The organism is Methyloceanibacter sp., from assembly GCF_050728395.1.
GTDB lineage: Bacteria > Pseudomonadota > Alphaproteobacteria > Rhizobiales > Methyloligellaceae > Methyloceanibacter.
The window spans coordinates 22,666-45,234 of sequence record NZ_JBOHJB010000005.1 but is presented as its reverse complement, the minus strand read 5'-3'; the positions used below and the strand labels follow the sequence as shown (position 1 = coordinate 45,234).

Sequence of the window (22,569 nt, the reverse complement as noted above, 5' to 3'; positions counted from 1 at the left end):
CCTAACCGGTCAACGTGGCGTCGTCGCGGCGGCAGCGTTCTGACGCGGCAGTGCGCGGACTGCGGCCTTGAGCGCGGGCGACGGGCCGACCGTGCCCACCTGCACGCCGCGCCAGGTGCGCATCTCGCCGGCGAGTGGCCCGGCAAGCACGTGTTCGGCGCCGGCCACGAGTTTTGCGAGCAGCATTGCAAGCGCCATCTCCGCGCCCCGCTTGGTACCGTCATCGACCTTGACGGCAACGCCGATGCCGAGCGCCGGCAACGCGGCGCAATGGACTCCTTCCGCGCCACCCTTGGCGAAGGCCGTGCCGGGAAGCCCACGCATGACGATGGTGTCGAACCGGCCCTCGCCTGCCACGAGGTCGGGCGCCGCGAAGCAAGCGTCCATGAGCCGCCGCGCCGCCTTGGCGTGCATGGCATCGAGCCCTCTGCCGCTGGCGAGCCGCGCGAAGCCCGTCGCCACCGCCGCAAGTGGCAAGGCAAAGGTCGGCACCGAGCAGCCATCGATGCCGATCTCGTCCTGCTCCAATGTGACGTCGCAAATCTCCGAAATGACGCGCCTGATCTCTTGCTGAATTTTGTGCTCGGGCCTCTCATAGCCCCTTGGATCGAGCCCGAGGTGAACCGCGGTCGCCAGCATTCCGGCATGTTTGCCCGAGCAATTGTTGTGGATCGGTATTGGACTCTTGCCCTTGCGCGCGAGTTCCCGCGACGCCCGATCGCCGATTGGCCAATGCGCGCCGCAGGCAAGCTGCGACTCGTCGAGCCCAGCCTTGGCCAGCAGCGAGCGGACGGTTTTGATGTGAGCCTCGTCGCCACTATGCGAAGCGCAGGCGATGGCGAGTTCCGCCTGTCCAAGACCGAAGGCGTCGGCGGCGCCGCTCTCGATCAGCGGTATGGCCTGCAATGCCTTGACCGCCGAGCGCGGATAGACCGGACGCTCGATGTCGCCAAGCCCCAGCAACACGCGGCCATCGGCATCGGCGATGGCGACGGCGCCGCGGTGGCAGCTTTCCACCAGCCCTCCGCGCGTTACTTCAACCAGAATAGGATTGTCCTGCACTGCTTTGCTCTTGCCGATGCCGCTCAGGATGGAAATTTAAGGTCGTGCGCGCTCGCTTGTCCGCGTCGTGCGGTCGCCCGCCGTAACCATCTCGATAGGCACGCCGGGATCGTGCTTCGAGGCGCGGATGACGAGAGAGGTTTTGACGCTGGCGACATTCGGCGCGGCCGTGAGCTCATGAATGATGAAGTCCTGGAACGCGGTGAGATCGGGCGCCACGCATTTCAACATGAAGTCGATCTCGCCGGAAAGCATGTAACAATCGCGCACGATGGGAGAGCCGCGCACGCGCTGCTCGAAGGCGACGAGATCGGCCTCCGCCTGACTGTGCAGCCCGACCATGGCGAAGGCCGTAACGTCGAAGCCGAGCGCCCGGTCGTCGAGCAGCGCCGCATAGCCGCGGATGAGCCCCGCCTCCTCCAGCGCGCGAACCCGGCGCAAGCAGGGCGGCGCCGAGATGCCCACCTTGCGCGCAAGTTCGACATTGGTAATGCGCCCATCGGCCTGCAGCTCGCTTAGGATGCGCCGGTCAGTTTGATCGAGGCGGGCTTGGCGCATGGGCTTGCTCCCTGGACGATAGCCTGGCGCCCGCGTTAGAAGCGGAGCGCTCAAGGCCGAAATAGAGATGGCGGTCCTTATCGCGCAATTTTAGGTCCAATAGCGAAAAGAATCGAAAAGAAATTGAGCCTCCAACATTCCGTAAATTCCAGGAATGCCGAGACTGGGCCGGGAAACGGCGCCACTTGGATCGTCACCGATGGCTCGGTCGGCATGGAGGCGCAAGGCATCGCGGTCGCCGAAGCGGTCGGCCTTCCCTACAGCTTGAAGCGGGTGCGGATGACAGGCGCCATGCGTCTCATGCCGGCACGGCTTCAGATCTACGTGGCGCCTTCCCGCCTGCTCCGCTCCGTCACCTCCAGCGAGCCGCTCGCGCCGCCCTGGCCGCGCCTCATCATTTCCATCGGGCGGCGCAGCGTGCCCATCGCGCTGGCGCTCAAAAGCGTGGCGAAGGCCTCCGGCCTGAAGGTCTTCGGCCTGCACATCCAGAACCCCAAAGTGCCAAAGCAACGCTTCGACCTGATCGCGGCGCCGCTCCACGACGGCTATGCCGGCGCCAACGTGATCAACACCTTCGGCGCCGTGCATAGCGTCACGCCAAAGCGGCTCGCCGAGGCGGCGCAGAGTTTCGCCGCGAAGATCGAGCCCCTGCCCCGCCCGCGTATCGCGGTGCTGCTTGGCGGCGACAGCGCGGCCTTCAGCTTCCCGCCGGATCTCGCCGCTTCCTTCGGCGCGTCGCTCGAACGAGCCGCGCGTGACAGCGGCGGATCGCTGCTCGTCACGCCGTCCCGGCGAACCTCGCCCGAGGCCCTTCGCGCCCTCGTCGCTCCAATTGGCGAGGTCCCACATTTCGTCTGGGACGGCACCGGAGAAAATCCCTATTTCGCTTTCCTCGCCACCGCCGACGCCATCGTCACCACCGAGGATTCGGTTAATATGGTCACCGAGGCGGCGGGCACCGGCAAGCCGGTCTATGTGCAGCGCCTCAAGGGCGGCTCGACACGGCTCGGCCGCTTCCACGAGCTAATGCGCGAGCGAGGCGCCACCCGCCCGTTCGCCGGCAAGATCGAATCGTGGTCCTACGCCCCGATCAACGACACCGAGGTGGTGGCAAGCGCCATCCGCCGCGCTCTCGGCCTTGAAACCCTTGGGTAAAGTCGCTCCCTGCCGCGCGTAGGTTGCGAAAAGCGGCCACTGAGCTTACCTGTTGGCTCCAATTCGCACCCCAAGGCAACCCCAATGACGTCGCGACACGCCAAGGTGATCATCATCGGCTCGGGTCCCGCCGGCTACACGGCCGGCATCTACGCCGCCCGCGCCATGCTGAAGCCGCTCATCATCGAAGGCATCCAGCCCGGTGGACAGATGACCATTACCACCGACGTCGAGAACTATCCGGGCTTCGCCGACGTGATCCAGGGGCCCTGGCTGATGGATCAGATGCGGGTGCAGGCGCTGCATGTCGGCACCGAGATTATCGCCGACCATATCGACGCGGTCGATCTCAACCGCCGGCCCTTCTGGCTCAAGGGCGACCGCGGTACCAAGTACACCGCCGACAGCCTCATCATTGCCACGGGCGCGCAAGCTCGCTGGTTGGGCCTGCCCTCGGAGGACCGCTTCAAGGGATATGGCGTTTCGGGCTGCGCCACCTGCGACGGCTTCTTCTTTCGCGGCAAGAACGTGCTCGTGGTTGGCGGCGGCAATACCGCCGTGGAGGAGGCCCTTTACCTCGCTAACATCGCCAAGCAGGTGACGCTCGTGCACCGGCGTGGCGCCTTGCGGGCGGAGAAAATCCTCCAGGAGCGTCTGTTCGCCAATCCGAAGGTCGACGTGATTTGGAACGCCGAGCTCGCCGAGGTGCTGGGCCACGAGGATCCGCGCACCGTGACTGGGGCGCGGCTCAGGAGCACGCTCACCGGCGACATGACCGGCATTCCCATCGACGGCATCTTCATCGCCATCGGCCATGTGCCGCAGACCGAGCTGTTCAAGGACCAGATCGAGATGAAGCCCAACGGCTACATCAAGACCGCGCCGTTCTCGACCGCGACCAATATCCCCGGTGTCTATGCCGCTGGTGACGTGGCCGACGACGTCTATCGCCAGGCGGTAACCGCAGCAGGCCTCGGCTGCATGGCGGCGCTGGAAGCCGAGAAATATCTCGCCGTCATCGAGCCGCTGCATCAGGCCGCCGAGTAGTCGGGGCTCACCCAATCCCCTCCTTGTCATCGCCCGGCACTCGGGTCTGGCTTCGCCAGCCCGAGCACATGCTTGATGATCCGGGCGATCCAGTAATCCGCAGAGCCGTGATTACTGGATGCCCGCGTTCGCGGGCATGACATTACCTGCGCGCACGTCCAACCACGTCAGGAATGAGGCGGCCGAGGCTCGATATGGCCCCAGCTATTTCCTTGTTTCGCCTCATTATTTTTGAGGATGACGCCTTCCCAAAAAACAGCACGAGGGCGTGTAATGAAGGCGTTTCTTTTCGCCGTCGCGAGTATTTTTGTTGTAACGGCTTTTGCCACCGAGGGTGAGGCGCGGCCGTACTACCAAGCGTGGACCGGCTCGAACTATTCGCTCAGCCACCACTACCGAGCTTCCCGTTCCGCATACCAGGGCGGCAGCCGTTACGGTGCGCACCACGCCCGAAGCGGATATGGCACAAGCCATCACCGGCAACATTCGAGCCGCTCTTATCGCACGCACACCGCAAGGAGCGGCGTCGCCGGGCGGCCGGCGCGCTGGTGCGGCTGGTGGATGCGCACCCAGAAAGGCGGCGGTCCTGAGCTCAACCTTGCCGCCAATTGGCGGCATTGGGGCCACCCGACCGGCCCACGCGTCGGCGCGGTCGTGGTGTGGTCCCATCACGTCGGCATGATCACCGGACGGACCGCCGGCGGAGAGTGGATCGTAAAATCAGGCAATGACGGCGGCGCAGTCCGTGAGCGCCCGAGGTCGGTCGCCGGCGCCGTGTTCCGCATCTGAGGCGAGCGGCCGAAGCGTCAATCCAAGCATTGCGTCGAGTTCAATCCGGACATCACGGATCAGACGGCGCTTGTCCGGAGAAACGCTTCGGCCGCATCAAGCTCGTCAGGCCGGTTGACATTGAAGAAGGGATCGATGATCCGGCTCCTGATCTTCATCGCCGGAAACATCACCTCTTTTGCCTGATGCTGCCGGACCAAATCGCTGACCTTGCGGTCGCCACTCATCAGCGAGGCTTCGAGATCGGGGGCAAGCGCCACAGCCCACAGCCCGAACACAGGGTGCATCCCGTCCGCCGACCGGGCCACAGCAAGGTCCGGTCCGCCCTCACCGATCGCCGACCAAAGCCGGTCGGCGAGATCGGCGGGAAGGAAGGGCGTGTCGCTCGCGGCGGTGACCACGAAGCGGCTCTCAGGCCGGTTGATGCGTGCCCATTCAAGTCCGGCAAGAATGCCGGCAAGAGGTCCGGCATGGTTGCCGAGCCGATCCTCGACCACCGGCAAGCCGAAGGCCGAGAAGCGTGCCGGATCGCCATTGGCGCTGATGATCAGCTCCGCGACCTGAGGTTTCAGGCGCTCGACGACATGGGCGAGAATCGGCCTGCCGGCAAGCGGCAGCAGACATTTGTCGCCGCCGCCCATGCGGCTCGATTTGCCGCCGGCCAAGACAATGCCGACCACAGGATGGCGCGCTTTCATCCCCGGACTCTAGGGCCCGAGGCCCGACGCTGTCACGTGGCGCGAAGCGTTCAGCTTTGCGAGGCGAACCTGCCACTGGCGCTGCCTGTTTGCACCACGGGAAGCCGGCAGCGCCAAGGCTCGAGGCAGATCAAGGCGTTTGACGAAGCCCGCGCGCCATTTTGCAAGCCGTCGAGGTCCGCAGTGGCCTGGGCGCGGCCATCAATCGGCTCGCCTGGCTCCTGTCTCAGCTTGAGGCCCGTGGCCATGAATTTACGCCATGCCGGTGGGGTCAGCTCGCCTGCGCGCGCCGCGCGCCTCAGCGCATCGAGTTCGCCCTTGGCCTGCGCGCTCAGCCTCAGCGCCATGAGGGACACATGCTCGCCTTGGCGCTGCGCAACCGTTCGCGCGGCAGCCTTCAGCCTTTCGAGCCTCACTGTGGCCGCATCGGCCTTCGCGCGCAGCCACGGCGAAGTCGTCGTACCGGCGTGATGAAGCTTGTGCGCGAGGCCGTTCGCCTCCGAGCGCAGCCAGGACGTCCCGGTCGAAGCAGCGCTCAGCGACGCGCGCACGAGATCGCGGGACTTTTCGGCCGTCCATGCCGCGCCGATCGCCCCCACATCGCGCGTTGCCATCGCCAAGGCACCGCCCTCGGCGCGCGCCCAAGACGCGGCCATTGAAGCCGCCTTGGACGATGTCTGCACAACCGAGCATGTTGTTGCGGCGGCCCAAGAAGAACCGACCATGGCTGCATCACGAGATGCGAGCGCAAGCGCCTTTTCTTTGGCCCTCACCAAAGAAAAGGCAGTCAATGCCGACTCGGAGGAAGTGCGCGCAATCGAATGGGCTTTTGCTGCGGTCCAAGCGGCACCAGTGGCCGATGCTTCGCGGGTTCTGATCGCCAGGGCCGTCGACCTGACGGCGGCCCAGGAGGCGGCGGCCGCCGCTCCCTTGCGCGACGTCTTGGTCAAGTCTTGAGATTTGGCCTGGGTCCAGGCGAAACCGGCCGAAGCCGCACCGGCAGACACCGTCGCCAGGGAGCGGACTCTGGCAGCGAGCCAGAGCGAACCGAGCGAAAGCGCGCTGAAAGAAGCAAGCGCAGCTTCTTGCATTCTCACCGCGATCCAAGACGAACTGGTCGAAGCAACCTTGAACAATGCGAGCGCTAGAAAGCGCGCCTTCCCGCGCGCCCAGGAATAGCCAATCGCCAACCGCCTGAACGAGGCGATCGTCAGTGCCCTTGTTCGGGCGGCGATCCACAAGGAGCCGGCCGAAACGGCGCTAAGCGATGCGAGCGCGACAGCGCGCGTCCTGCCCGAAATCCAAGAGATGCCGATTAAGAGCTGTTTGAGCGAGAATGCCGAAAGCGCGTAGGTGCTCAGCGCGATCCACGCGGCGCTCTTCCACGTCAGGTGGCCGAGATGAGCGAGCCCCCTCCGGGAGGACAACCAGACCGAGCGAATGAAGACGACAACCGGGAGGACAGTCCGTCTGCCGGACCGCGCCAAGCGTTGGCGCGCGAGCTGCCGTCGCTCTTTTGCCTGCTGGCGCTTGACCCTGCGCGCATGCCGCGTGCGACTCCGCTCCTCCGAGGCGACAAAGTCCTTGAGCCACCGATCGTATTGATCGAGATCCTGGGTTGCCGACGCGACAACGTCTTTCGACCGGGAGATTTCTCCTTGAGCGAGTTCAATAGGATCGAGACTGTCGCTGGCATCGGACACGAAGATAAACCCCTCGGAGATCCGGTCGTTGCATGTCTGGCGCCCCTCAACCGAGAACGACGATGCAAAGTTGACCGCTTCCTCCGCTAACGCGGAGGCCAGGAGGTCCGTTCCGTGCTATGATTCAAAGCATGAGCGGGGTGCCGGCGCGCCGCAACCCGCGGTCGCCTTGGGCCCTCCCGCAATCCGCAACTGCGCTGAAGGGAGGTCTCCCATGCCAGAAGCGGCCTACAGTTCGATCATGACGGAAGCGGTCGCGGTCTTCCACGATATTGAATCCTTTCAAGCGGCCATTGACGATCTGCTAGCGGTCGGTTTCGACCACGCAGACGTCAACGTGCTTGCCCACGAGGATACGATCGCGTCGAAATTCGGGTCCCCGTATCAGTCGACCGCCGAATTCGAGGACGATCCCGAAGTTCCCCGCATTGGCTATGTCCCCAATGAAACCATCGGCAATGCCGAGGGTGCCGTCATCGGAGCCGGCGTCTATCTCCCGGCCATGTTCGGCGGCCTAGCGGTTGCAGCCTCCGGCGGTACGCTGCTCGGCGTCTTCGCGGCTGCGGCGATTGCAGGCGGCGCCGGCGGCTTGATCGGGGCGGCTTTGGCGCGGTTCATCGGACACGAGCATGCAAAGCACCTCGATCAGCATCTGCAGCACGGCGGCCTACTGCTGTGGGTCAGAACGCGCGATGCCGAGCGAGAAAAGCAGGCACTGGAGATTCTGCGTCGCCACTCCGCCCATGATGTCCATCTGCACCAGATTCCCGCACGAGCCTGCAAAGAGAGCGATGTTCCGCGCGAGCGCCCGCGGGTTGTCCATCTCCTTGATCGCGAATACTCGTTCGATTTTCTTGGGGGAGTGCCCCACGACGAGCGTGGAGCCCGCCCCCGCTCGCGCTCATAAGCCATCGCCGATGAAGGGATAGCAGCGCGAACCGCGCGGCGGCGTAGAGCTTTTTTTGCGGCGAGGGTCAGCGCTCGATACGGCTGATCTTCGAGCCCTCGAGGCTCAAATTGTACATCAGTCCCTGCGCATCGAAGATGAAGGCGATGACTGGGCTGGTGAGGGTGTCGGTATCGATAGCACCGCCGGCACCGACGGTGACCACCACGATCGATCCATCGACGCCAACCTTCCAACCATAGGCGTTCCGGAATCCGGCCAGCGCTTCTTCGGTCATAAACATGATGATCACGGACCTGGACTGAACCCCGAGTTGGAAGCCGAACGAGGCCGAGATAATGTTGTAGTAGCCTGCCGGCTCTCCCCTAATGATAAGAACCCCTTCTCCATATTCCCCGCCTAGACCCAGGCCTGCCTTGATCACTGAGGGAAACACCAGAACGCCCGCAGCCTTCCGGCCAAGCTCGCGTGCGGACGGATTTTGGCCGACGAAGCTCGCCAGCGTCGCATTGGCGTCGGCGTTGATCTCGACGGCCGAGCCCGCCTCAACGGTTTGCGGCGCCGCGACCATCGCGAGCAATGAAAATGACATCAGGACTAGGGTGCGCAATGCGTTCATGTTCAAGCTCCCCCTGGCCGCTCTCCCAGGCGCTCGGGATATTACTCTGCCGGGCACCAGGAGTGGACCGCATCTCATCAATCACTCCTGCGCCGCAAATTCGGCGACTTTAGGCAAAGAAAAAGGCGAGGCGCCAAAGCTTCCCCGCCTTTCGCATTGCGTCGGCGCGCTTTACGCGGCCTTGGCGTAGTACGCCTTGAGCTGGTTCATCACCTTGGCCTTGTCGAACTCGGCGCCCATGGCGAGCATGGCGTCGGCGAAGCGGCCAGTGATCTCGGCGATCTGCTCCGGGCTGAGCTGATTGAGGATGCCGATGCGCACCTGCACCGGCTCGGACAGGGTCGGCCAGATGCCGAAGCCCTGGGCGCGCGCGCCCTGCACCAGCTCCTTCTCCTTGCCCTTGAGCTTGCCCGGCAGATTGAGCACGACAAGGCTCGTCATATTGGAGGTGACGTCGCAGCCCATGGCCTCCACCGCCTGGCGCAGCGCCTTCTCGTGATAGGCGTAGTCGGACGCCTTGCGGCGGCGGCCGTAGCCGAGAATGATGCGCAAGGCCTCGTGGAACGCTGCCACCGCATAGCAGGAATGGGTCTGGTGATAGGCCGGCGTCGGGGTGTCCTTGCCGTCGATGATGCCCCAATGGCGGGCGTCGAGGATGGGATGGTGGACATACGTGCGGCAGCCGCGCTTCCGCACCATATCAATCGCCTTGTCGGTAAAGCTGACCGGCGCATAAGTGAGCGGAAGCGACAGCACGCCCTTCTGCGGACACGACGCCCAGGCGACCACGCCCGGATAGTCGTCGATGTTGAAGTCGGCGACGCCGAGGCTCGATACCGCGTCGACGATGCCCATCACGCCGTGCTTGAGGCAGGCGTCGCTGAACCCTTTCAGGTCGTTGATGCGGCCCGATCCCGTCTCCCAATGGGCCATGAACGCCCACATTGGCTTGTGCTCGGCGAGCGCCTTGTCGACGGTTTCGCTGGTCACCGACTTGCTGTGTGGCGTGTCGATCACCACCACGCTTTTCGGCTTCGGGTTCAGCGAATCGGCGGCAAGCTCCTCGGCGGTCGAGGCCTTCATGCGGATGGTCAGCGTGTCGATGCCCGAGAAGGTGCCGTTGGGGAAGGCCACCACCTTATCGCCGGGCAGGATCAGGGAGAGCACGCAGTCGAGCCCCGAAAAGCCCGTGCCGGCGACGCCGTAGGTATAGACGTTCTTGGTCCCCCACAGCTCGCGCAACATCTCCTTGGCTTCGAGCATGCCGCGCAGAACGTCCTTCTGCATGTGATCGGCGACGCCGGTCCTGGCGAAGCGTTCCAGCACGCGAGGATCCGTGTTCCCCGGCCCTGGGCCGGCGGCAAGCGTCTCAGGGATGTCAAGCTGCGGATAAATCGTCATTTTCGGAACCCTCACGAAGGTCTAATGGTCGTCGCACAAATATTCGGCTAATCGTCTAGCGGGCTGGAGGCTTGGCGGCAAGTCCGCCGAGCCCGGTTTAGGCTGCCTTGGCCGCGCGGGTTGCCAGCACCTGGTCGGCGATCTTACCGGTCAACTCGGCGAGATGGTCGAATTTGGCGGTGAAGGTCCCCACTCCCGCGGTCGCCGATCTGACCTCCACGATCAGGTTCTGGATCTCGGCCTCCGGGATCTGCGCCTGCACCAGGTCCCATCCCGGCCAGCCCGGCCGCGCATCGAAACCGAGGATCTGCCCACGCCGCGACGAGATGATGCCGTTGATCTTGGCCGTCGCGTCGGAGGGCACGGCAATTTCGACCGCCATGACCGGCTCGAGCAGCACCGGAGAGCATTGCGGCAGGCCTTCGCTCATGGCGATGCGCCCGGCCTGGCGGAAGGCCATGTCCGAGGAATCGACCGAGTGATAGGAGCCGTCGATGAGGCAAACGCCGACATCGACCACGTTGAACCCAAGCGGGCCGGAGTGGAGGTAGTCGCGCACCCCGATCTCGACGGATGGAATGTAGTTCTTCGGCACCACGCCGCCGGTAATCTCGTCGCTGAACTCAAAGCCCGACCCGCGCGGGCGCGGGCCGATGGTCACCACCACGTCGCCGAACTGGCCGTGGCCGCCTGACTGCTTCTTGTGACGGCCGCGCACCTCGGTCGATTTGCGGATGGTCTCCTTGTAGGGGATCTGCCGCGGCCTGGTCGAGGCGTCGATGCCGTATTTGCTAGTGAGCTTCTCGAGCGCCACGCGAAGATGCATCTCGCCCTGGCCCCATAGCACCATCTCGCCCATGTCCTGGCTGTGGGTGAGCGAGATCGAGGGATCCTCCTCGATGATCTTGGCGATGGCCGCGGTCAGCTTCACCTCGTCTTTCTTCTCCTTGGCGGCGATTGCGAGGCCAAACACCGGCTGGCTGGGCGGCAGGGTTTCGAGCTTCGCCGGCTTCGCCTTCTCGGCGACCAGCGTGTCCCCGGTTTTCACGCTGTCGAGGCGGCCGAAGGCGACGGTATCGCCGGCCTTGGCCTCGCCGCGCTTTGTCGGCTCCTGGCCCATGAGGGTGAAGATCCCGGAGATGCGCTCATCGTCGGCGCCGCCCTGCACCGTGGTGCCGTCAGCGAAATTGCCGGCGAGCACACGGGCGAGCGAGAGCTTGCCTCCATGCGCCGTGTGGAAGGTCTTGAGGATATAGGCGCAAGAGGGCGCGCCCTCGACCTTAAGGCGCTTGGCTGTGGTTGCGACAAAAGGGGCTTCATGCCTCAGCGCCTTCAACAGGCGCAGGATGCCGTTGCCATTCTCCGCCGAGCCCATCAGCACCGGACAGATGAGCCCCTCGCGCAGCTCCTTGGAAAGGTCGTCGAACACCTTGTCGCGCGGCGGGGGCACATCCTCGAGCAGCTGCTCCATCAACTCGTCGTCATAGTCGGCGAGCTTCTCCAGCATGGAAAACCGCGCCTGCTTCTCGCCGTCGGCGAGCGCGTCCGGAATGGTGATGACTTCGCTCGGCGCATGCTCGCGATAGACAAAGGCACGCTCAAGCGCAAGATCGATGAAGCCGGTGACGATGTCGTTCTCCCAGATCGGCACCTGGCGCAGAACGAGCGGCCTGGTCGAGGCCGGCTGCAGCATCGGCACGATGTCGCGGATGCGCGCCTCGGCCTTGTCGATCTTGTTGATGAACAGGAAGTGGGGAATGCCGCGATCCTCGAGCTGCTTGAGGATCAACTGAAGCGCCGGAACCTTCTTCTCGTCAGGCTCGCACACCACGATGGCGCCGTCACAGGCCGCGAGCGCATTGGCGGCGTCGGCCTGAAATTCGATCGAGCCTGGACAATCGAGGAAGGTGTAACTGTCGCCGAGGAAATCGACGGTGGCCACGTTGAGCTCGACGCTCATGCCGTGATGCCTGGCCTCTGCCGATGCGTCGCCGACGGTGTTCTTGGCCGCCATGGTGCCCTGCCGGCCGATGGCGCCGGTGCGGGCAAGGATGGCTTCGAGAAGTGTCGTTTTACCGCTGAGATAGGGGCCAACCAGTGCGATGCAGCGGGCGCTGCGGGCTGGTTGGCCCTGCGCTTGGCCCATGCTCTCCTCCCATGGTCTTTTTCCGCGGGAAGGCCCGACGACCGTCCCGCGCGGTCTTGTGAACCTATCGTGTCAAGGGATGCGCCCTCTGGCAAGAGGCCGATTTTGGAACGCCGAGCCTCAAGTCGTCCTCAAGGCGGCCTCACCCGGCTGTTCCGATCCCTTTCCTGTGTCATTATGCTAGCGGCTTCATCGAACGGGGAATTCCATGCGCCTGGTTTGCGCCTTCGTGCTTGGGGCTCTGGTTTGGGTTCTGCCTTTGGCTCTCGGTGGCGATAGGGCGGCAGCCATTTTCGCCTGCGGAATGTTCGATGGAAAGTTCCAATGCAAGGCAACGCAAGGCGGAGCGGTACATGGCAAGAGTGCTACGCCGGGTGTCGATGAGACGCACACTCCGGTGGAAGCACCCGAAGGCACGACGGGGGCCCCAAGTGGCGTCCCTGCCCAGGAGGCGGTTCAGCCGGGCGAGCATTCATGTCCTCCCGGCTACAGAGTTCTCGCCGCCCCGAACGCGTCCGGTGGTTATTGCGAACCGCCGGAGGCAGCGTCTGAGGCAACCAATATGGGCTGCGAACACGGGATGGTGGGCACGCCGCCAAACTGCCACTGCCCGAAGGATTCAGAGCTGTTGGGCGGCAACTGCGTTCACTACACGGCGACCTGCAGCAACGGGCTCGCCGCCGACTTCACTCCTCAACCCTGCGCGGGTGCCGAGGAAAAACTCGCCTGCAAGATGCGTCAAGACGGATTGAAGGACTGTTGCTGTCTGCTCTACGACAAGCTTTAGCCATCGAACGACGTCGAGCGACGTCGGCCTCATCATCCGGCTATTCGGAAAACCTAGGCTTGCGCGCCGACCGTCGCTTTGCGCTCGAGCTTGCCCCAGCCGACGAGCGGCCCGATCGCCGCGGTGAACAGCGCCTTCACCACCACCCAATACATGAGCTGCCGGTATCCGAAGCGCTGTAGCAACAGCAACGGCGCCAACCTCCATTTTTCGCGCCGGTCCATCATGAGAGCGAGCGTGGCGCTGCCGAGGTCGATCAGCAGGAACACGAGATAGTAGATCAAGACCTTCCTTAATGAGTCCGGATCGTATTGATCCTGATGTTGCAGCATTTGCAGACTGACGGAAATGAGCCGCGAGATCAGCGCCAGGTCCACGAGGGGCGCGATCGCGGTGAGCAGGAACTGGAATAGCCAGGTTTGCGGCACCGCAAGAAGACCGAGCGCGCCGTAGCGCGGCCGGAGCGTCACCCGGCGGTACTTCCACAGGCATTGCAGCGTGCCATAGGCCCAGCGGAAGCGCTGCTTGACGAGGCCCTTTACTGTGTCGGGCGCTTCGGTCCAGCCAATGGCAGAGCTGTCGTAGAGCACTGTGTAACCCGCGGTCAGCAGCGCAATCGTCAGGTCCTGGTCCTCGGCAAGCGTGTCGAGCGGGAAGCCGCCCAAGCGCTCGAGCGCCTCCCATTGCCAGGCGCCAATGGCTCCGGGAACCACCGTGACGCAACCGAGCGCGGCAAGCGCCCGGCGCTCGAGGTTCTGACTGGTGACATATTCAAGCGCCTGCCAGCGCGTGATCATGTTGATGCGGTTGCCGACCTTGGCGTTTCCCGCCACGGCACCGACCGCCGGGTCGCCGAACCAGCGCACGAGCTTTGAGACCGCATCCTTCTCGAAATGGGTGTCGGCGTCGAGCGCGACGACGACTTGCCCGCGCGCGTGCCTCAGGCCGAAATTGAGCGCCGCCGCCTTGCCGCCATTGGCGATGGTGAACAGCTTGACGCGGGGGTCTTCGGCGTAATGCGCCCTGACCTGCTCGGAGGTGTCATCGGTCGAGCCGTCGTCGATGACGATGACCTCCAAATTCGGATAGTCGCTCGCCAGGATGTGGCGCACCGCGCCGGCGATGACCTTGCCTTCGTTACGCGCCGGGATGAGCACCGACTGCAGCGGCGGATGTTGCGGGAGTAGCGGCGGCACCCGGCGAGCTTCGGCGCGCCGATTACCGAGCCCGGCCCCGCTCAGAAACAGGAGGCGGGCGACGCCGAGGCCGATGGCGAGGACGAACACCACTGTGAGAAGCTGCCCGAGCCAGCTCAGCGTCATGAATACCGGCAGGCTGATGAGCTGGGCGTAAGAGCGCGGCGGCAGCGGCGGCATGGCCTGGTCGCCGGTAAGTCCGGCAAGCTCCGACACCGGCACGAAGTCATAGCCCTTGGCCCTGAGACTATCGATGAGGTTCGGCAGCGCCGCGACGGTTTGCGATCGGTCGCCGCCGGAATCATGCAGCAAGATGATGTGACCCCTGCTGTCGGGGTTCGGGTCGCTCACCTGCTCGATCACGCGCTCGACGATGGTGTCGGACGGTGGCCTCAGCCAGTCATTCGGGTCGACTTGCAAGCCTACGGTCACATAGCCCATCGACTGGGCGATTTCGATCGGCACGATCTCGTCGCTCGTGGTGGGCTCCGCGTCGCCAAGGAAAGGGGCGCGGAATAGCCGCATCGATCGCCCGGTCAGCGCCTCGATCAGCCGTTGGTTGGCGTTGATCTCGAGCGTCACGAGGCTGTCGGGCAACTCTCCCAGGTTTGGGTGGGTGAAGGTGTGATTGCCGACGTCGTGGCCCTCGGCGAGGATGCGCCGCACGAGATCGGGGTTGGCTTCCGCGTTCTCGCCGATGACGAAGAAGCTCGCGTGGACGCCCTTCGCCTTCAGGATATCGAGGATCTTGGGCGTCCAGTCCGGATCAGGACCGTCGTCAAAAGTGAGCGCCAGCTTGCCCGGCGTGGTGCCGGTTCGCTCAATGACGAAAGGGGTCGGCACCGCCATGTAGGTCTCGTCGACGATCTGGCCGGTGTCGTGGTCGATGTCGAAGGTTCGCGCCCCAGGAGCGGGCATTTCGCGCACATGCAGCACTTCGCCCCGGCCCTCGAAATCGATGTCCTGGCTGGTGCCGATCTCGCGCAACCCCTCTGGAGGCGGCGCGCCGTAAGTCTGGCCGAGCACCGACCAGACCGAAGGGTCCTCCGAGCCGACCCGCCACAGCGCGTAGCCGGCCATGCGATAGGAGTCGCCGGCCTCGACCTCGTTAAAGGCCGTCACTCCATCGAGGAACCACACGTCGTGACGGTTCCCGTCGTCCTCGATGAAAGAGAAATGCGGATTTGCCGTCTTGGGATCGAACTCTATCTTTGCTTCGGAATCCTTTGCCGAAAGCACGGCCTCTTCGAAGGTCAGCTCCTCGGTCTGGTGTCCCTTGACCCAATCGTAGCCGTAGCCGCCAATGGCAAGGATGGTGCGGTCGGGATCGAGCTCCAGCATGCGCTTGTCGAGAGTGTTCTCGAACCAATCTTCGCCGGCGATGCTTCCGGGCTTGCTTTGATCCCAGTGCTGATCGTAACCCATCAGCAGCATGTAATCGGCAATCTTCGCGTAGGTGGCGTAAGACCAGCTGTCGTCATCGAACGGCACCGCGAGCACCATGACGAGACCGCGCGCGGCAAACGCGCTCGACAATTCGCGGAGAAAGTCTTGCAGGTCGTTCTGCGAGTCGGCCGGGACCTCCTCGAAATCGATGGTCAGCCCCTGAAACTTGTTGGCCTCGAGAAAAGCGACGATCTCGTCGATGCGCGCGGCTCGCGCTGACGGATCGGCGAGCAGCCGCGCGAGGCCTGGTCCGTCCCACTTGCCCTCGACCGCATTCTGGATCATGGGAAGGATCGGCGTATCCGGCTTGGTCTCCTGGATCAGCTTCAACACCCGGTCATCGACATCAGCCTTCAGTGCCAGGTCGGATCCTTCGAGACTGAGCCAGCTCGGGATCACCCAATCGAGATGGGGAAGTGCGCGTTTGAGCGCCGGATAGCTGTTGTCGTCCCAGTTGACGTAGAAGCCGATGCTCAAGGACCGGTCTTTCGACCCTCTGAGCGGCGCCGGAATAGGGTGGCGATCCACGACCTCGGCTTGCGGGTGGCGCGTGCGCAGACCCCGCTCCCGCTCGCGCAAGTCTGACGCGAGCTTGTAGGCGGTCTTCAGCAATTCTGGATCGGCGGCGTCGCTGTCGGCAATCGCATGCGCCGGCGAGCAGGTCGGCGCCCAGGCGCAGCGGATCGAGATATGGGCTGAGAGCTGCTGGTCGAAGCCTTTGTCCTCGGGCCGGGGCACGACCACAAGGATGGCGGTAAACAGCACGAAGATGACGGCGCTGACGGTGCCGGCGACCCACGCCAAAGCCTGCAATAGGCGCGCGCGTTTGCCGGTGGGGTCGAAGAAGATTGGCTTGCCAAGCATGGGGGTCCGCACCGTCAGGGTTAGCGCGATTCGATCCTTACCCCCGGCCACGCGGATTTACGCGCTTCGGCCGTTCGCGTTCCAGCGCCAGAACGCCGCATCCCTGGCGGCGAGAACCCCGATTGAGGTCTAGCGGTTCTGGCCGAGCGGCTGCCCGAACGAGAACTCGATGATGTAGCCGCTCGGGTCACTGACTGCGCAAAGATAGCCGGTCGGCGGCGGGAACTCCTGTGGTTCCCAGAATAGGCGCCCCTCCAGCCGGCCGCGCTCGGCAATGGCATCTACATCGGCGCGAGAGGGAACCGCAAAGCCGTAATGCGTCATGTCGTCCCTGCCTTGCGCATGGCCGGGTCCGCCGCCGAGCACAACGAGCACGAACCCGGCGCGGTCATCGTCTCCATGCGCCATCCACACGGTGCGCGCGTCGCCCTGCCCGTGCTCCTTGACGATGCTAAGCCCGCAATAGCTCTCATAAAATGCAATCGACTGATCGAGGTCGCGCACATGCAGGGCGCAATGGGTGAATTCCGGCGTCATTCAATCGGCTCCGCGGGCGTTGCGCCGCCGGCTGCCGCATCGGCACGCAGCACCGCGGCGACCGCATCGAGGATCAGTCCGAACCGGGAGTACACCCAATAGTGTCCGGCGGCCGGGATGACATCCAACCGGCAATTGGGGAGCGCGCGCGCCAAAGCATAGGCAGCCTCCGGCGGCACAACCGGATCGTCGCTGCCTTGCCAAATAATGGTCGGGACATCGATATCGGCAAACCGCAAACGCCAGGGCGAGCAATGGAGCCTGAGGTCCTGCGCCACCCCCTCCACGCCAGGCCGCAGACCTTCGCCCATGGCCGCCTGCAGACTTATCTTCACGTTGGATCGCCCCAACAGTTCCCGATCGGGGGCGCGGACCCGGCGTATCAGCCACCGATAGGCCGTGTCCGGTGACTTGAACAGCACGGAGCGCAGCCTGCGGAAGAAGAGCCGCGACACCCACGGCCTGCGGGCAAGCCGCCTGAAAAGAAGCCTCTGAAATCTGGAGAGACGGAGTTTGGTGTCCGCCACTTCGCCGATCGGGGCGACAAGCGCCAAGAGCGCGATGCGGTCCGCCATCGCCGCGGCCGCCGCCACGGCATAGGGTCCGCCGCCGGAGACGCCGATGAGGGCGAAGCGGCCGAGCCGATAAGCGTGGGCCACGGCGCTTAGGTCCTCGGCACTTTGTGTGAGACTCTCGGAGTGACGGTAGTCCGACAGTCCGTAGCCGGGGCGCTCCGGCGCGATCAGACGGATGCCCCTGTCCCGCGCCGCTCTATCGGCCAGCGCAAACATCAGGCGCGAGCCGGGTGTCCCGTGCAGCGCGAGCACCGGCAGACCGCCCGGATCGCCGTATTCGGCGCAAGCGACGCGACGTCCGTCGGGAAGCGTGAGGATGCGTAACGGCGGCGGCGATCCGGTCGTGACGATCACTCCCTTGCAGCGCTGTCGCAGCAATGCGACGCGGCAGCTCGAAGGCAAAGCGGCCTGGCAGGCAGCCTATTCGCAACCGATGATGATATCGCCGGGGTTCACCATCAAGATCACGCTCTTGCCTTCGTACAGACCAAGGGTCTCCAAGGAGGCGATGGTGACGCTTGCTTCGAGCATGGCATCGCCGGCGATGGCGACATAGACGATGGCCGTCACCGCTCCTTTGCGGATCTCCATGATCTTGCCGTTGACCTGGTTGCCCGTGCTGAGCTTCATTTGCGCCCCTATGCCCGATCTTCCGCCTAGGTCGCGTTGGCGCAAAAGCGCTGGATGCGGCGGCAGGCCTCTTCCAGCGCCTCGATGCCGGTCGCATAGGAGATGCGGAAGAAAGGCGAGAGCCCGAACGCCGCGCCATGCACCACGGCGACGCCCTCCTCCTGAAGCAGCGCGCCGGCAAAATCCTCATCGGTCTCGATCTTCTTGCCGTCCCGCGATGTCCGGCCGATGACGCCGGCGCAAGACGGATAGACGTAGAAGGCTCCTTCCGGCGTAGGGCAACTGATCCCCTTTGCTTGGTTGAGCATCGAGACGACGAGATCGCGGCGATCCTGGAAGGAGGCAACCCAGCGCTTGAGGAAATCCTGCGGGCCTTCCAGCGCTTCGACCGAAGCCCACTGGCTGATCGAGCAGGGATTGGACGTCGACTGCGATTGCAGCGTGGCGATGGCCTTGATCAACGGCTCTGGCCCTCCGGCATAGCCGATACGCCAGCCGGTCATGGAATAGGCTTTGGAGACGCCGTTCATGGTGAGCGTCCGTCCCTTAAGCTTGGGCTCGACTTGCGCCGGGGTGGAGAACGCGAAGCCGTCATAGACGAGGTGCTCATAGATGTCGTCGGAAAGCACCCAGACATTCTCGTGCTTGAGCAACAATTCGGTGAGCGCCTTGATCTCCTCGCGCGTATAGGCGGCGCCGGTCGGGTTCGACGGCGAGTTGAAGATGAACCACTTCGTTCGCGGCGTGATGGCGGCGGCGAGCGCCTGTGGGCTGAGCTTAAATCCGTCCTCGAGCTTGGTCTCAACCACCACCGGCGTTGCCCCGGCAAGCAGCACGATGTCGGGGTAGCTGACCCAATAAGGCGACGGCACGATCACCTCGTCGCCCGGATTGAGCGTGGCAAGCAGTGCGTTATAGAGCACCTGCTTGCCGCCGCTGCCCACAGTGATCTCCGCGGGCTTGTAGGTGAGGTCATTCTCCCGCTCGAACTTTGAAGCGATGGCCCGCTTCAGCTCGGGGATGCCGTCGACCGCCGTGTATTTGGTTTCACCGCGCTGTATTGCAGCGATGGCCGCCTGCTTGACGTTGTCAGGGGTATCGAAGTCGGGCTCGCCCGCGCCAAGGCCAATGACGTCGAAGCCGGCGGCTTTCATCTCGCGCGCCTTGCTGGTGATCGCCATGGTGGGCGACGGCTTTACCCTCTCAAGTGCGTGGGCGATGAGACCCATGCTGATTCTCCTGGAGCTAAAGTGATGGACCGCGAACAGCGCTTTGCCTGCCGCGGCGCACCCTAAGCGCGGACCCCCGCTCCGCGCAAGACTTAAGGCCGAAACGCAGGACGGCGCGGGGGAAAGACCCGCGCCGTCCAGCACCGCGCTCCGCTCGGCATTTTTTCCAATGGCGATGAGCCGCCAACTTGCAGAACCAGGGTGAGGTTCCCCACATTGGGTGAGGTTCTCGCGTCCTCAATTGCGCCATAGTTGGGGCGGGTTTGCCGTGGATAGCCACAATCCGGTTAAGCATGTGCCCCAATAGGATGGTTCGCTTTGCTCGGTGCCGGAGGATCATCAAAGGCCAAGGCAATGACCATTCAACGCCAGGCTCCGCACTTGAACAAGCGGGTGCCGCTATCGACCTCGCTCCTCCAGACACTTTTTCTCTTCTCCGCTCTCCTCGTATTTCAAGTCGGCCTGCCGGGTCTGCTCGCGACCCGTGAGGGGGGGCCGACTCTGTTCGCGGTGCTTCTTGCGAGTCTTTGCGTGGTAGCGCTTGCATGGTGGCGTTGCCACCGCCGCGACTCTACCTCCCCGCGGCGGATTAGGAGGGGGATCTGATGCCGGAACGGGGGCCGGTACAGTTCCTCCTCCACTTCCTTCGCCTGCGCCAAACGCCGGGCTGGAAGATTGGATTGGCGGTCGCCTTGGTCGCCACGCTTGGGCTTCTGCCGGGAGAGGAGAGCCTGTACCAAAAAGCGAAGACCGGCCTCGCCCAGTCGCTGCGCCAAGCGGCCTGGAAGCACGCCCTTGCCGGCGAGCCTCAGCCGAAGCCATGGCCTTGGGATCAATCCACCCCCGCCGCTAATTCCGTGGTGCCGCGGCTTGGCCTCAGCGCGGCCATTCACTGCGACCAAGACGCCAAGACGTCCGAGCGAATTTCCGAGACCGCACGCAAGCTGGGCGGGATCGACGCACGCGATCCGCATTTGGTGTCCGACCGTGCCATGATCGTCGAGGACGCCGATGCTGTTGGGGTCGCTGGCGACGAGGGTTTCGCCGAGCAAGACCGCGATGACCGGCTCTGGGAGCCAGGCGCGCCGCCACCGGCCGCCACCCCATCCGCCGACTGCTCTCCTCTCGACTCTTCCATCCCCGGCGCACTCCACCTGATGATCGAAGCGATTCAGGGAAACTGGGCGAGCCCGACCGAAATCGAGCGAAAGCTGTAGACCTCGCCTATCTTGCTGGTCCGGCATCCCAAGAGCGGCGTCGAGTAATCTGCCCACTCTGCCTCCTGCCACTATCACGGCTGCGATCGAAGGCCTCGGTCGTAGACCTAGCGGTTGTGACGACGCACAACCCAGAGAAGTTTTGGATTAAACTAGAAGTTCAGGTCGAGGAGTTGGGGGGAAATATGACCCAAGGGTTCGTCTATGTGCTCACGTCTTCGAACAGCAACTACATCAAAATCGGTGGCACAGAGAACCCCATTAGCCAACGACTCAGGGCGATCAACGGAACTCTAGCCTACGCGGATCATGGGCCCTGGGAGCTTTCCGACTTCTTGCACGTAACGGACTGGCGTCTTGTTGAAGGAGGTCTCCACCGACACTTCAGGGAGCATCAGGTTCTCGATGCTGAAGGCACGCGAGAGCTTTTTGATGTTCGACCACACGAGGCAAGGCAACGACTACGACTGACGGACGACACGCTACGTGTCGGTCATCAGAAAACGGCCGCCATCTTCAAGAACGAAGATGTGAAGATGTTTCTGTTTAAGCTGTTTCAACTCACTGGTCTTTTTGGATGTGTCGACATCCAGGGAGCATGGAGCTTGAGCATTCTGCCTTCAACCGCTGGAGGCCGTTGGTTCACCCTCAACGTCGGTTCTCACGAGGTGGCATTTAGCACGCGGCACGCTGAAGAGGGAAAATATTGGCATTGTCTCGTGTTGGATCGGCTTATTCTCGAATATCCCAACACCATCTTGTGGTTCGGCAAGCGCAAAGGCGAAGTGGAAGATGCACCGTATGCCAGTGCCAAAGAGAGGGCTGTGACGGTTGAATTTCAGGCGGATTTCGCAGAAGCGGAGAGCGCCTTGAAGCTTCCTGGAATGCGTCGAGCGTTGATCGCATATTGGTCCGAGCGCCTAGCAGATCTGCGCGAGAGAAATGCCAAAAGCGTGTTTGCCCGATCCCACGCTTACGACGCTGTCTCTCAGCTGCTCGAATACAAGAGAGACACCCAGAAACTGGTTCATGGCGAGTAGTGTCGCCACTCTGGTGCGCAAGCAAACGGGCCCGACCGAAATCCAGCGAAAGCTCTAGACCTCAGCTGTTACGGACGCCTCGGCCGCTTCGCGGGGGTCTTGGGCTGCGATGGCGCCGCCTGTGCCGCCGGTGGTGGGGTCGCCGCTTGGGTCGCAGCTGGGTCGGTTACCGCAGGCGCCGCTTGCGGCTGCGCCGCGCCGGCGTCAGCCGCCGGGGCAGCAGTCCCATCTTGCAGCGGCGCGCCGGGGACCACGCCTGGTTGCTCAGGCACGCCGAGCGTTGCGGTCGGAGGCGGAGGAGGCGCCAGCGGCTTCCGTTCAGTCTCGATCTTGTCCTTCAGCTTGGCGAGAGCATCGCGGTATTCGGCCCCGATATAGCGATCGAGCATCAAACCCTTCCAGCGCTTGAGCGGACTCGTGCCCGACTCGTAACCGAAGCCCCACGTCACCTTGCTGCCGGAGCCTGAAGGCACGATTTCGTAGTAGCTCGTTCCATCCAAGCCGTTGAAGCTCACGGCAAGATCGACGTGTCGGTTCGGAGTGCTCTCGATGATTTCCATGCTGCCGGCGCCGACGGACGGCTTGTCGCTCGTCCATTCAACCTTGGCACCCTTGCCTTGCTCCGCACCGGAATAGGCCACGGTGAGCTGCGGATCGCGTGCCGCCCATGGCGACCAGTCGCCGAAGCGACGCAGATTGTCGAGGTAGGGGAAAATGACGGGCTCTGGTGCATTTATCACCACCGACCGCGCCACCGTCACATGTCCGGGAAGCGCAAGCGCCACGCCCGCCAAAATCACGGCGAGAGCACAAAGCCCTAGGGTCAACCGCATGATGGGACGCATCGCTTCTCTCCTCAATTGTGCCCAGACGAGCTGCCCCAGCGCGTCCGGCCTGTGCGCAAGCAGGCCAAGCGCCTCGCTTTTTGACAGAAACCGATTACATTTCGCCCGTCAATAAGAG

At 63.8% G+C, this 22,569-nt stretch carries 20 protein-coding genes; 7 read left to right on the top strand and 13 right to left on the bottom strand.

Annotation, left to right across the window (positions count from 1 at the left end; translation table 11 throughout):
* Window positions 1-9 precede the first annotated feature (9 nt).
* Both ACREC7_RS02045 and ACREC7_RS02040 read right to left on the bottom strand, forming a co-directional pair.
* Complete coding sequence (locus tag ACREC7_RS02045) at window positions 10-1,062, bottom strand: asparaginase (RefSeq protein ID WP_431554021.1); 1,053 nt, start codon at window positions 1,060-1,062, stop codon at window positions 10-12.
* Window positions 1,063-1,098: 36 nt separating this feature from the next.
* Window positions 1,099-1,620 (bottom strand): Lrp/AsnC family transcriptional regulator, encoded by a 522-nt coding sequence (locus tag ACREC7_RS02040; RefSeq protein ID WP_431554020.1) that lies wholly within the window; start codon window positions 1,618-1,620, stop codon window positions 1,099-1,101.
* 123 nt (window positions 1,621-1,743) lie between these two features.
* Here ACREC7_RS02040 and ACREC7_RS02035 point away from each other — a divergent pair, with 123 nt between their 5' ends.
* The 3 genes from ACREC7_RS02035 (at window position 1,744) to ACREC7_RS02025 (ending at window position 4,611) form a co-directional block, all read left to right on the top strand.
* Window positions 1,744-2,775: a mitochondrial fission ELM1 family protein gene (locus tag ACREC7_RS02035; protein ID WP_431554019.1), complete on the top strand. Its 1,032-nt coding sequence runs from the start codon at window positions 1,744-1,746 to the stop codon at window positions 2,773-2,775.
* Window positions 2,776-2,859: 84 nt separating this feature from the next.
* Window positions 2,860-3,822 carry a thioredoxin-disulfide reductase gene (trxB, locus tag ACREC7_RS02030; protein ID WP_431554018.1) on the top strand — a complete coding sequence of 321 codons (963 nt, stop codon included), beginning with the start codon at window positions 2,860-2,862 and terminating at the stop codon, window positions 3,820-3,822.
* 273 nt (window positions 3,823-4,095) lie between these two features.
* Complete coding sequence (locus ACREC7_RS02025) at window positions 4,096-4,611, top strand: hypothetical protein (RefSeq protein ID WP_431554017.1); 516 nt, start codon at window positions 4,096-4,098, stop codon at window positions 4,609-4,611.
* A 59-nt stretch (window positions 4,612-4,670) separates the two neighbouring features.
* Here the strand turns inward: ACREC7_RS02025 and mobA are convergent, their stop codons facing one another.
* Both mobA and ACREC7_RS02015 read right to left on the bottom strand, forming a co-directional pair.
* Complete coding sequence (gene mobA / locus ACREC7_RS02020; protein WP_431554016.1) at window positions 4,671-5,309, bottom strand: molybdenum cofactor guanylyltransferase MobA; 639 nt, start codon at window positions 5,307-5,309, stop codon at window positions 4,671-4,673.
* A gap of 50 nt (window positions 5,310-5,359) precedes the next feature.
* Entirely contained in the window at window positions 5,360-7,012 is a 1,653-nt protein-coding gene (locus tag ACREC7_RS02015) for a hypothetical protein (RefSeq protein WP_431554015.1), read from the bottom strand.
* A 214-nt stretch (window positions 7,013-7,226) separates the two neighbouring features.
* On the opposite strand from ACREC7_RS02015, the gene ACREC7_RS02010 reads away from it, so the two are divergent.
* The gene (locus ACREC7_RS02010) at window positions 7,227-7,919 is read left to right on the top strand and encodes a hypothetical protein (protein ID WP_431554014.1); all 693 of its coding nucleotides are present in this window, start codon (window positions 7,227-7,229) and stop codon (window positions 7,917-7,919) included.
* Between the two features lie 67 nt (window positions 7,920-7,986).
* Here ACREC7_RS02010 and ACREC7_RS02005 read toward each other — a convergent pair whose 3' ends face one another.
* From ACREC7_RS02005 to ACREC7_RS01995, 3 genes are all read right to left on the bottom strand, one after another.
* On the bottom strand, window positions 7,987-8,538 hold the full coding sequence (locus tag ACREC7_RS02005; RefSeq protein WP_431554013.1) for a BPSL1445 family SYLF domain-containing lipoprotein: 552 nt from the start codon (window positions 8,536-8,538) through the stop codon (window positions 7,987-7,989).
* A 171-nt stretch (window positions 8,539-8,709) separates the two neighbouring features.
* The gene (locus ACREC7_RS02000; protein WP_431554012.1) at window positions 8,710-9,939 is read right to left on the bottom strand and encodes an aminotransferase; all 1,230 of its coding nucleotides are present in this window, start codon (window positions 9,937-9,939) and stop codon (window positions 8,710-8,712) included.
* Between the two features lie 97 nt (window positions 9,940-10,036).
* Window positions 10,037-12,085, bottom strand: a complete 2,049-nt coding sequence (locus tag ACREC7_RS01995) for an elongation factor G (protein WP_431554011.1) — start codon at window positions 12,083-12,085, stop codon at window positions 10,037-10,039.
* Between the two features lie 562 nt (window positions 12,086-12,647).
* Here ACREC7_RS01995 and ACREC7_RS01990 point away from each other — a divergent pair.
* On the top strand, window positions 12,648-12,872 hold the full coding sequence (locus ACREC7_RS01990; protein ID WP_431554010.1) for a hypothetical protein: 225 nt from the start codon (window positions 12,648-12,650) through the stop codon (window positions 12,870-12,872).
* A gap of 53 nt (window positions 12,873-12,925) precedes the next feature.
* On the opposite strand, the gene ACREC7_RS01985 is transcribed toward ACREC7_RS01990, so the two are convergent.
* The 5 genes from ACREC7_RS01985 to ACREC7_RS01965 all read right to left on the bottom strand — a co-directional run bounded on the left by ACREC7_RS01985 (window position 12,926) and on the right by ACREC7_RS01965 (window position 19,349).
* Window positions 12,926-16,378 carry a polysaccharide deacetylase family protein gene (locus ACREC7_RS01985; protein WP_431554009.1) on the bottom strand — a complete coding sequence of 1,151 codons (3,453 nt, stop codon included), beginning with the start codon at window positions 16,376-16,378 and terminating at the stop codon, window positions 12,926-12,928.
* A 129-nt stretch (window positions 16,379-16,507) separates the two neighbouring features.
* Window positions 16,508-16,915 (bottom strand): VOC family protein, encoded by a 408-nt coding sequence (locus ACREC7_RS01980; protein ID WP_431554008.1) that lies wholly within the window; start codon window positions 16,913-16,915, stop codon window positions 16,508-16,510.
* Window positions 16,912-17,844 (bottom strand): alpha/beta fold hydrolase, encoded by a 933-nt coding sequence (locus tag ACREC7_RS01975; protein ID WP_431554007.1) that lies wholly within the window; start codon window positions 17,842-17,844, stop codon window positions 16,912-16,914. The genes ACREC7_RS01980 and ACREC7_RS01975 overlap by 4 nt, the downstream gene beginning before the upstream one ends.
* Before the next feature lie 66 nt (window positions 17,845-17,910).
* Entirely contained in the window at window positions 17,911-18,120 is a 210-nt protein-coding gene (locus ACREC7_RS01970) for a TOBE domain-containing protein (protein ID WP_431554006.1), read from the bottom strand.
* A 26-nt stretch (window positions 18,121-18,146) separates the two neighbouring features.
* Window positions 18,147-19,349 carry a pyridoxal phosphate-dependent aminotransferase gene (locus tag ACREC7_RS01965; protein ID WP_431554005.1) on the bottom strand — a complete coding sequence of 401 codons (1,203 nt, stop codon included), beginning with the start codon at window positions 19,347-19,349 and terminating at the stop codon, window positions 18,147-18,149.
* Between the two features lie 605 nt (window positions 19,350-19,954).
* Here ACREC7_RS01965 and ACREC7_RS01960 point away from each other — a divergent pair.
* Together ACREC7_RS01960 and ACREC7_RS01955 are read left to right on the top strand one after the other, a co-directional pair.
* Window positions 19,955-20,566, top strand: a complete 612-nt coding sequence (locus ACREC7_RS01960; protein ID WP_431554004.1) for a hypothetical protein — start codon at window positions 19,955-19,957, stop codon at window positions 20,564-20,566.
* A 185-nt stretch (window positions 20,567-20,751) separates the two neighbouring features.
* Entirely contained in the window at window positions 20,752-21,606 is an 855-nt protein-coding gene (locus ACREC7_RS01955) for a GIY-YIG nuclease family protein (protein ID WP_431554003.1), read from the top strand.
* A 68-nt stretch (window positions 21,607-21,674) separates the two neighbouring features.
* Here ACREC7_RS01955 and ACREC7_RS01950 read toward each other — a convergent pair whose 3' ends face one another.
* Window positions 21,675-22,451, bottom strand: coding sequence for an SRPBCC family protein (locus ACREC7_RS01950; RefSeq protein WP_431554002.1), 777 nt, complete (start codon window positions 22,449-22,451; stop codon window positions 21,675-21,677).
* Window positions 22,452-22,569 lie beyond the last annotated feature (118 nt).

What these genes read in the sequence shown, in the direction of transcription:
- ACREC7_RS01980 (WP_431554008.1), bottom strand. Translation starts at nt 16,915, where the DNA reads ATGACGCCGGAATTCACCCATTGCGCCCTGCATGTGCGCGACCTCGAT.
- ACREC7_RS01950 (WP_431554002.1), bottom strand. Translation starts at nt 22,451, where the DNA reads ATGCGTCCCATCATGCGGTTGACCCTAGGGCTTTGTGCTCTCGCCGTG.
- ACREC7_RS02025 (WP_431554017.1), top strand. Translation starts at nt 4,096, where the DNA reads ATGAAGGCGTTTCTTTTCGCCGTCGCGAGTATTTTTGTTGTAACGGCT.
- ACREC7_RS01965 (WP_431554005.1), bottom strand. Translation starts at nt 19,349, where the DNA reads ATGGGTCTCATCGCCCACGCACTTGAGAGGGTAAAGCCGTCGCCCACC.
- ACREC7_RS02040 (WP_431554020.1), bottom strand. Translation starts at nt 1,620, where the DNA reads ATGCGCCAAGCCCGCCTCGATCAAACTGACCGGCGCATCCTAAGCGAG.
- ACREC7_RS02005 (WP_431554013.1), bottom strand. Translation starts at nt 8,538, where the DNA reads ATGAACGCATTGCGCACCCTAGTCCTGATGTCATTTTCATTGCTCGCG.
- mobA (WP_431554016.1), bottom strand. Translation starts at nt 5,309, where the DNA reads ATGAAAGCGCGCCATCCTGTGGTCGGCATTGTCTTGGCCGGCGGCAAA.
- ACREC7_RS01970 (WP_431554006.1), bottom strand. Translation starts at nt 18,120, where the DNA reads ATGAAGCTCAGCACGGGCAACCAGGTCAACGGCAAGATCATGGAGATC.
- ACREC7_RS02000 (WP_431554012.1), bottom strand. Translation starts at nt 9,939, where the DNA reads ATGACGATTTATCCGCAGCTTGACATCCCTGAGACGCTTGCCGCCGGC.
- ACREC7_RS01995 (WP_431554011.1), bottom strand. Translation starts at nt 12,085, where the DNA reads ATGGGCCAAGCGCAGGGCCAACCAGCCCGCAGCGCCCGCTGCATCGCA.
- ACREC7_RS02010 (WP_431554014.1), top strand. Translation starts at nt 7,227, where the DNA reads ATGCCAGAAGCGGCCTACAGTTCGATCATGACGGAAGCGGTCGCGGTC.
- ACREC7_RS01990 (WP_431554010.1), top strand. Translation starts at nt 12,648, where the DNA reads ATGGGCTGCGAACACGGGATGGTGGGCACGCCGCCAAACTGCCACTGC.
- ACREC7_RS01985 (WP_431554009.1), bottom strand. Translation starts at nt 16,378, where the DNA reads ATGCTTGGCAAGCCAATCTTCTTCGACCCCACCGGCAAACGCGCGCGC.
- trxB (WP_431554018.1), top strand. Translation starts at nt 2,860, where the DNA reads ATGACGTCGCGACACGCCAAGGTGATCATCATCGGCTCGGGTCCCGCC.
- ACREC7_RS01960 (WP_431554004.1), top strand. Translation starts at nt 19,955, where the DNA reads ATGCCGGAACGGGGGCCGGTACAGTTCCTCCTCCACTTCCTTCGCCTG.
- ACREC7_RS01955 (WP_431554003.1), top strand. Translation starts at nt 20,752, where the DNA reads ATGACCCAAGGGTTCGTCTATGTGCTCACGTCTTCGAACAGCAACTAC.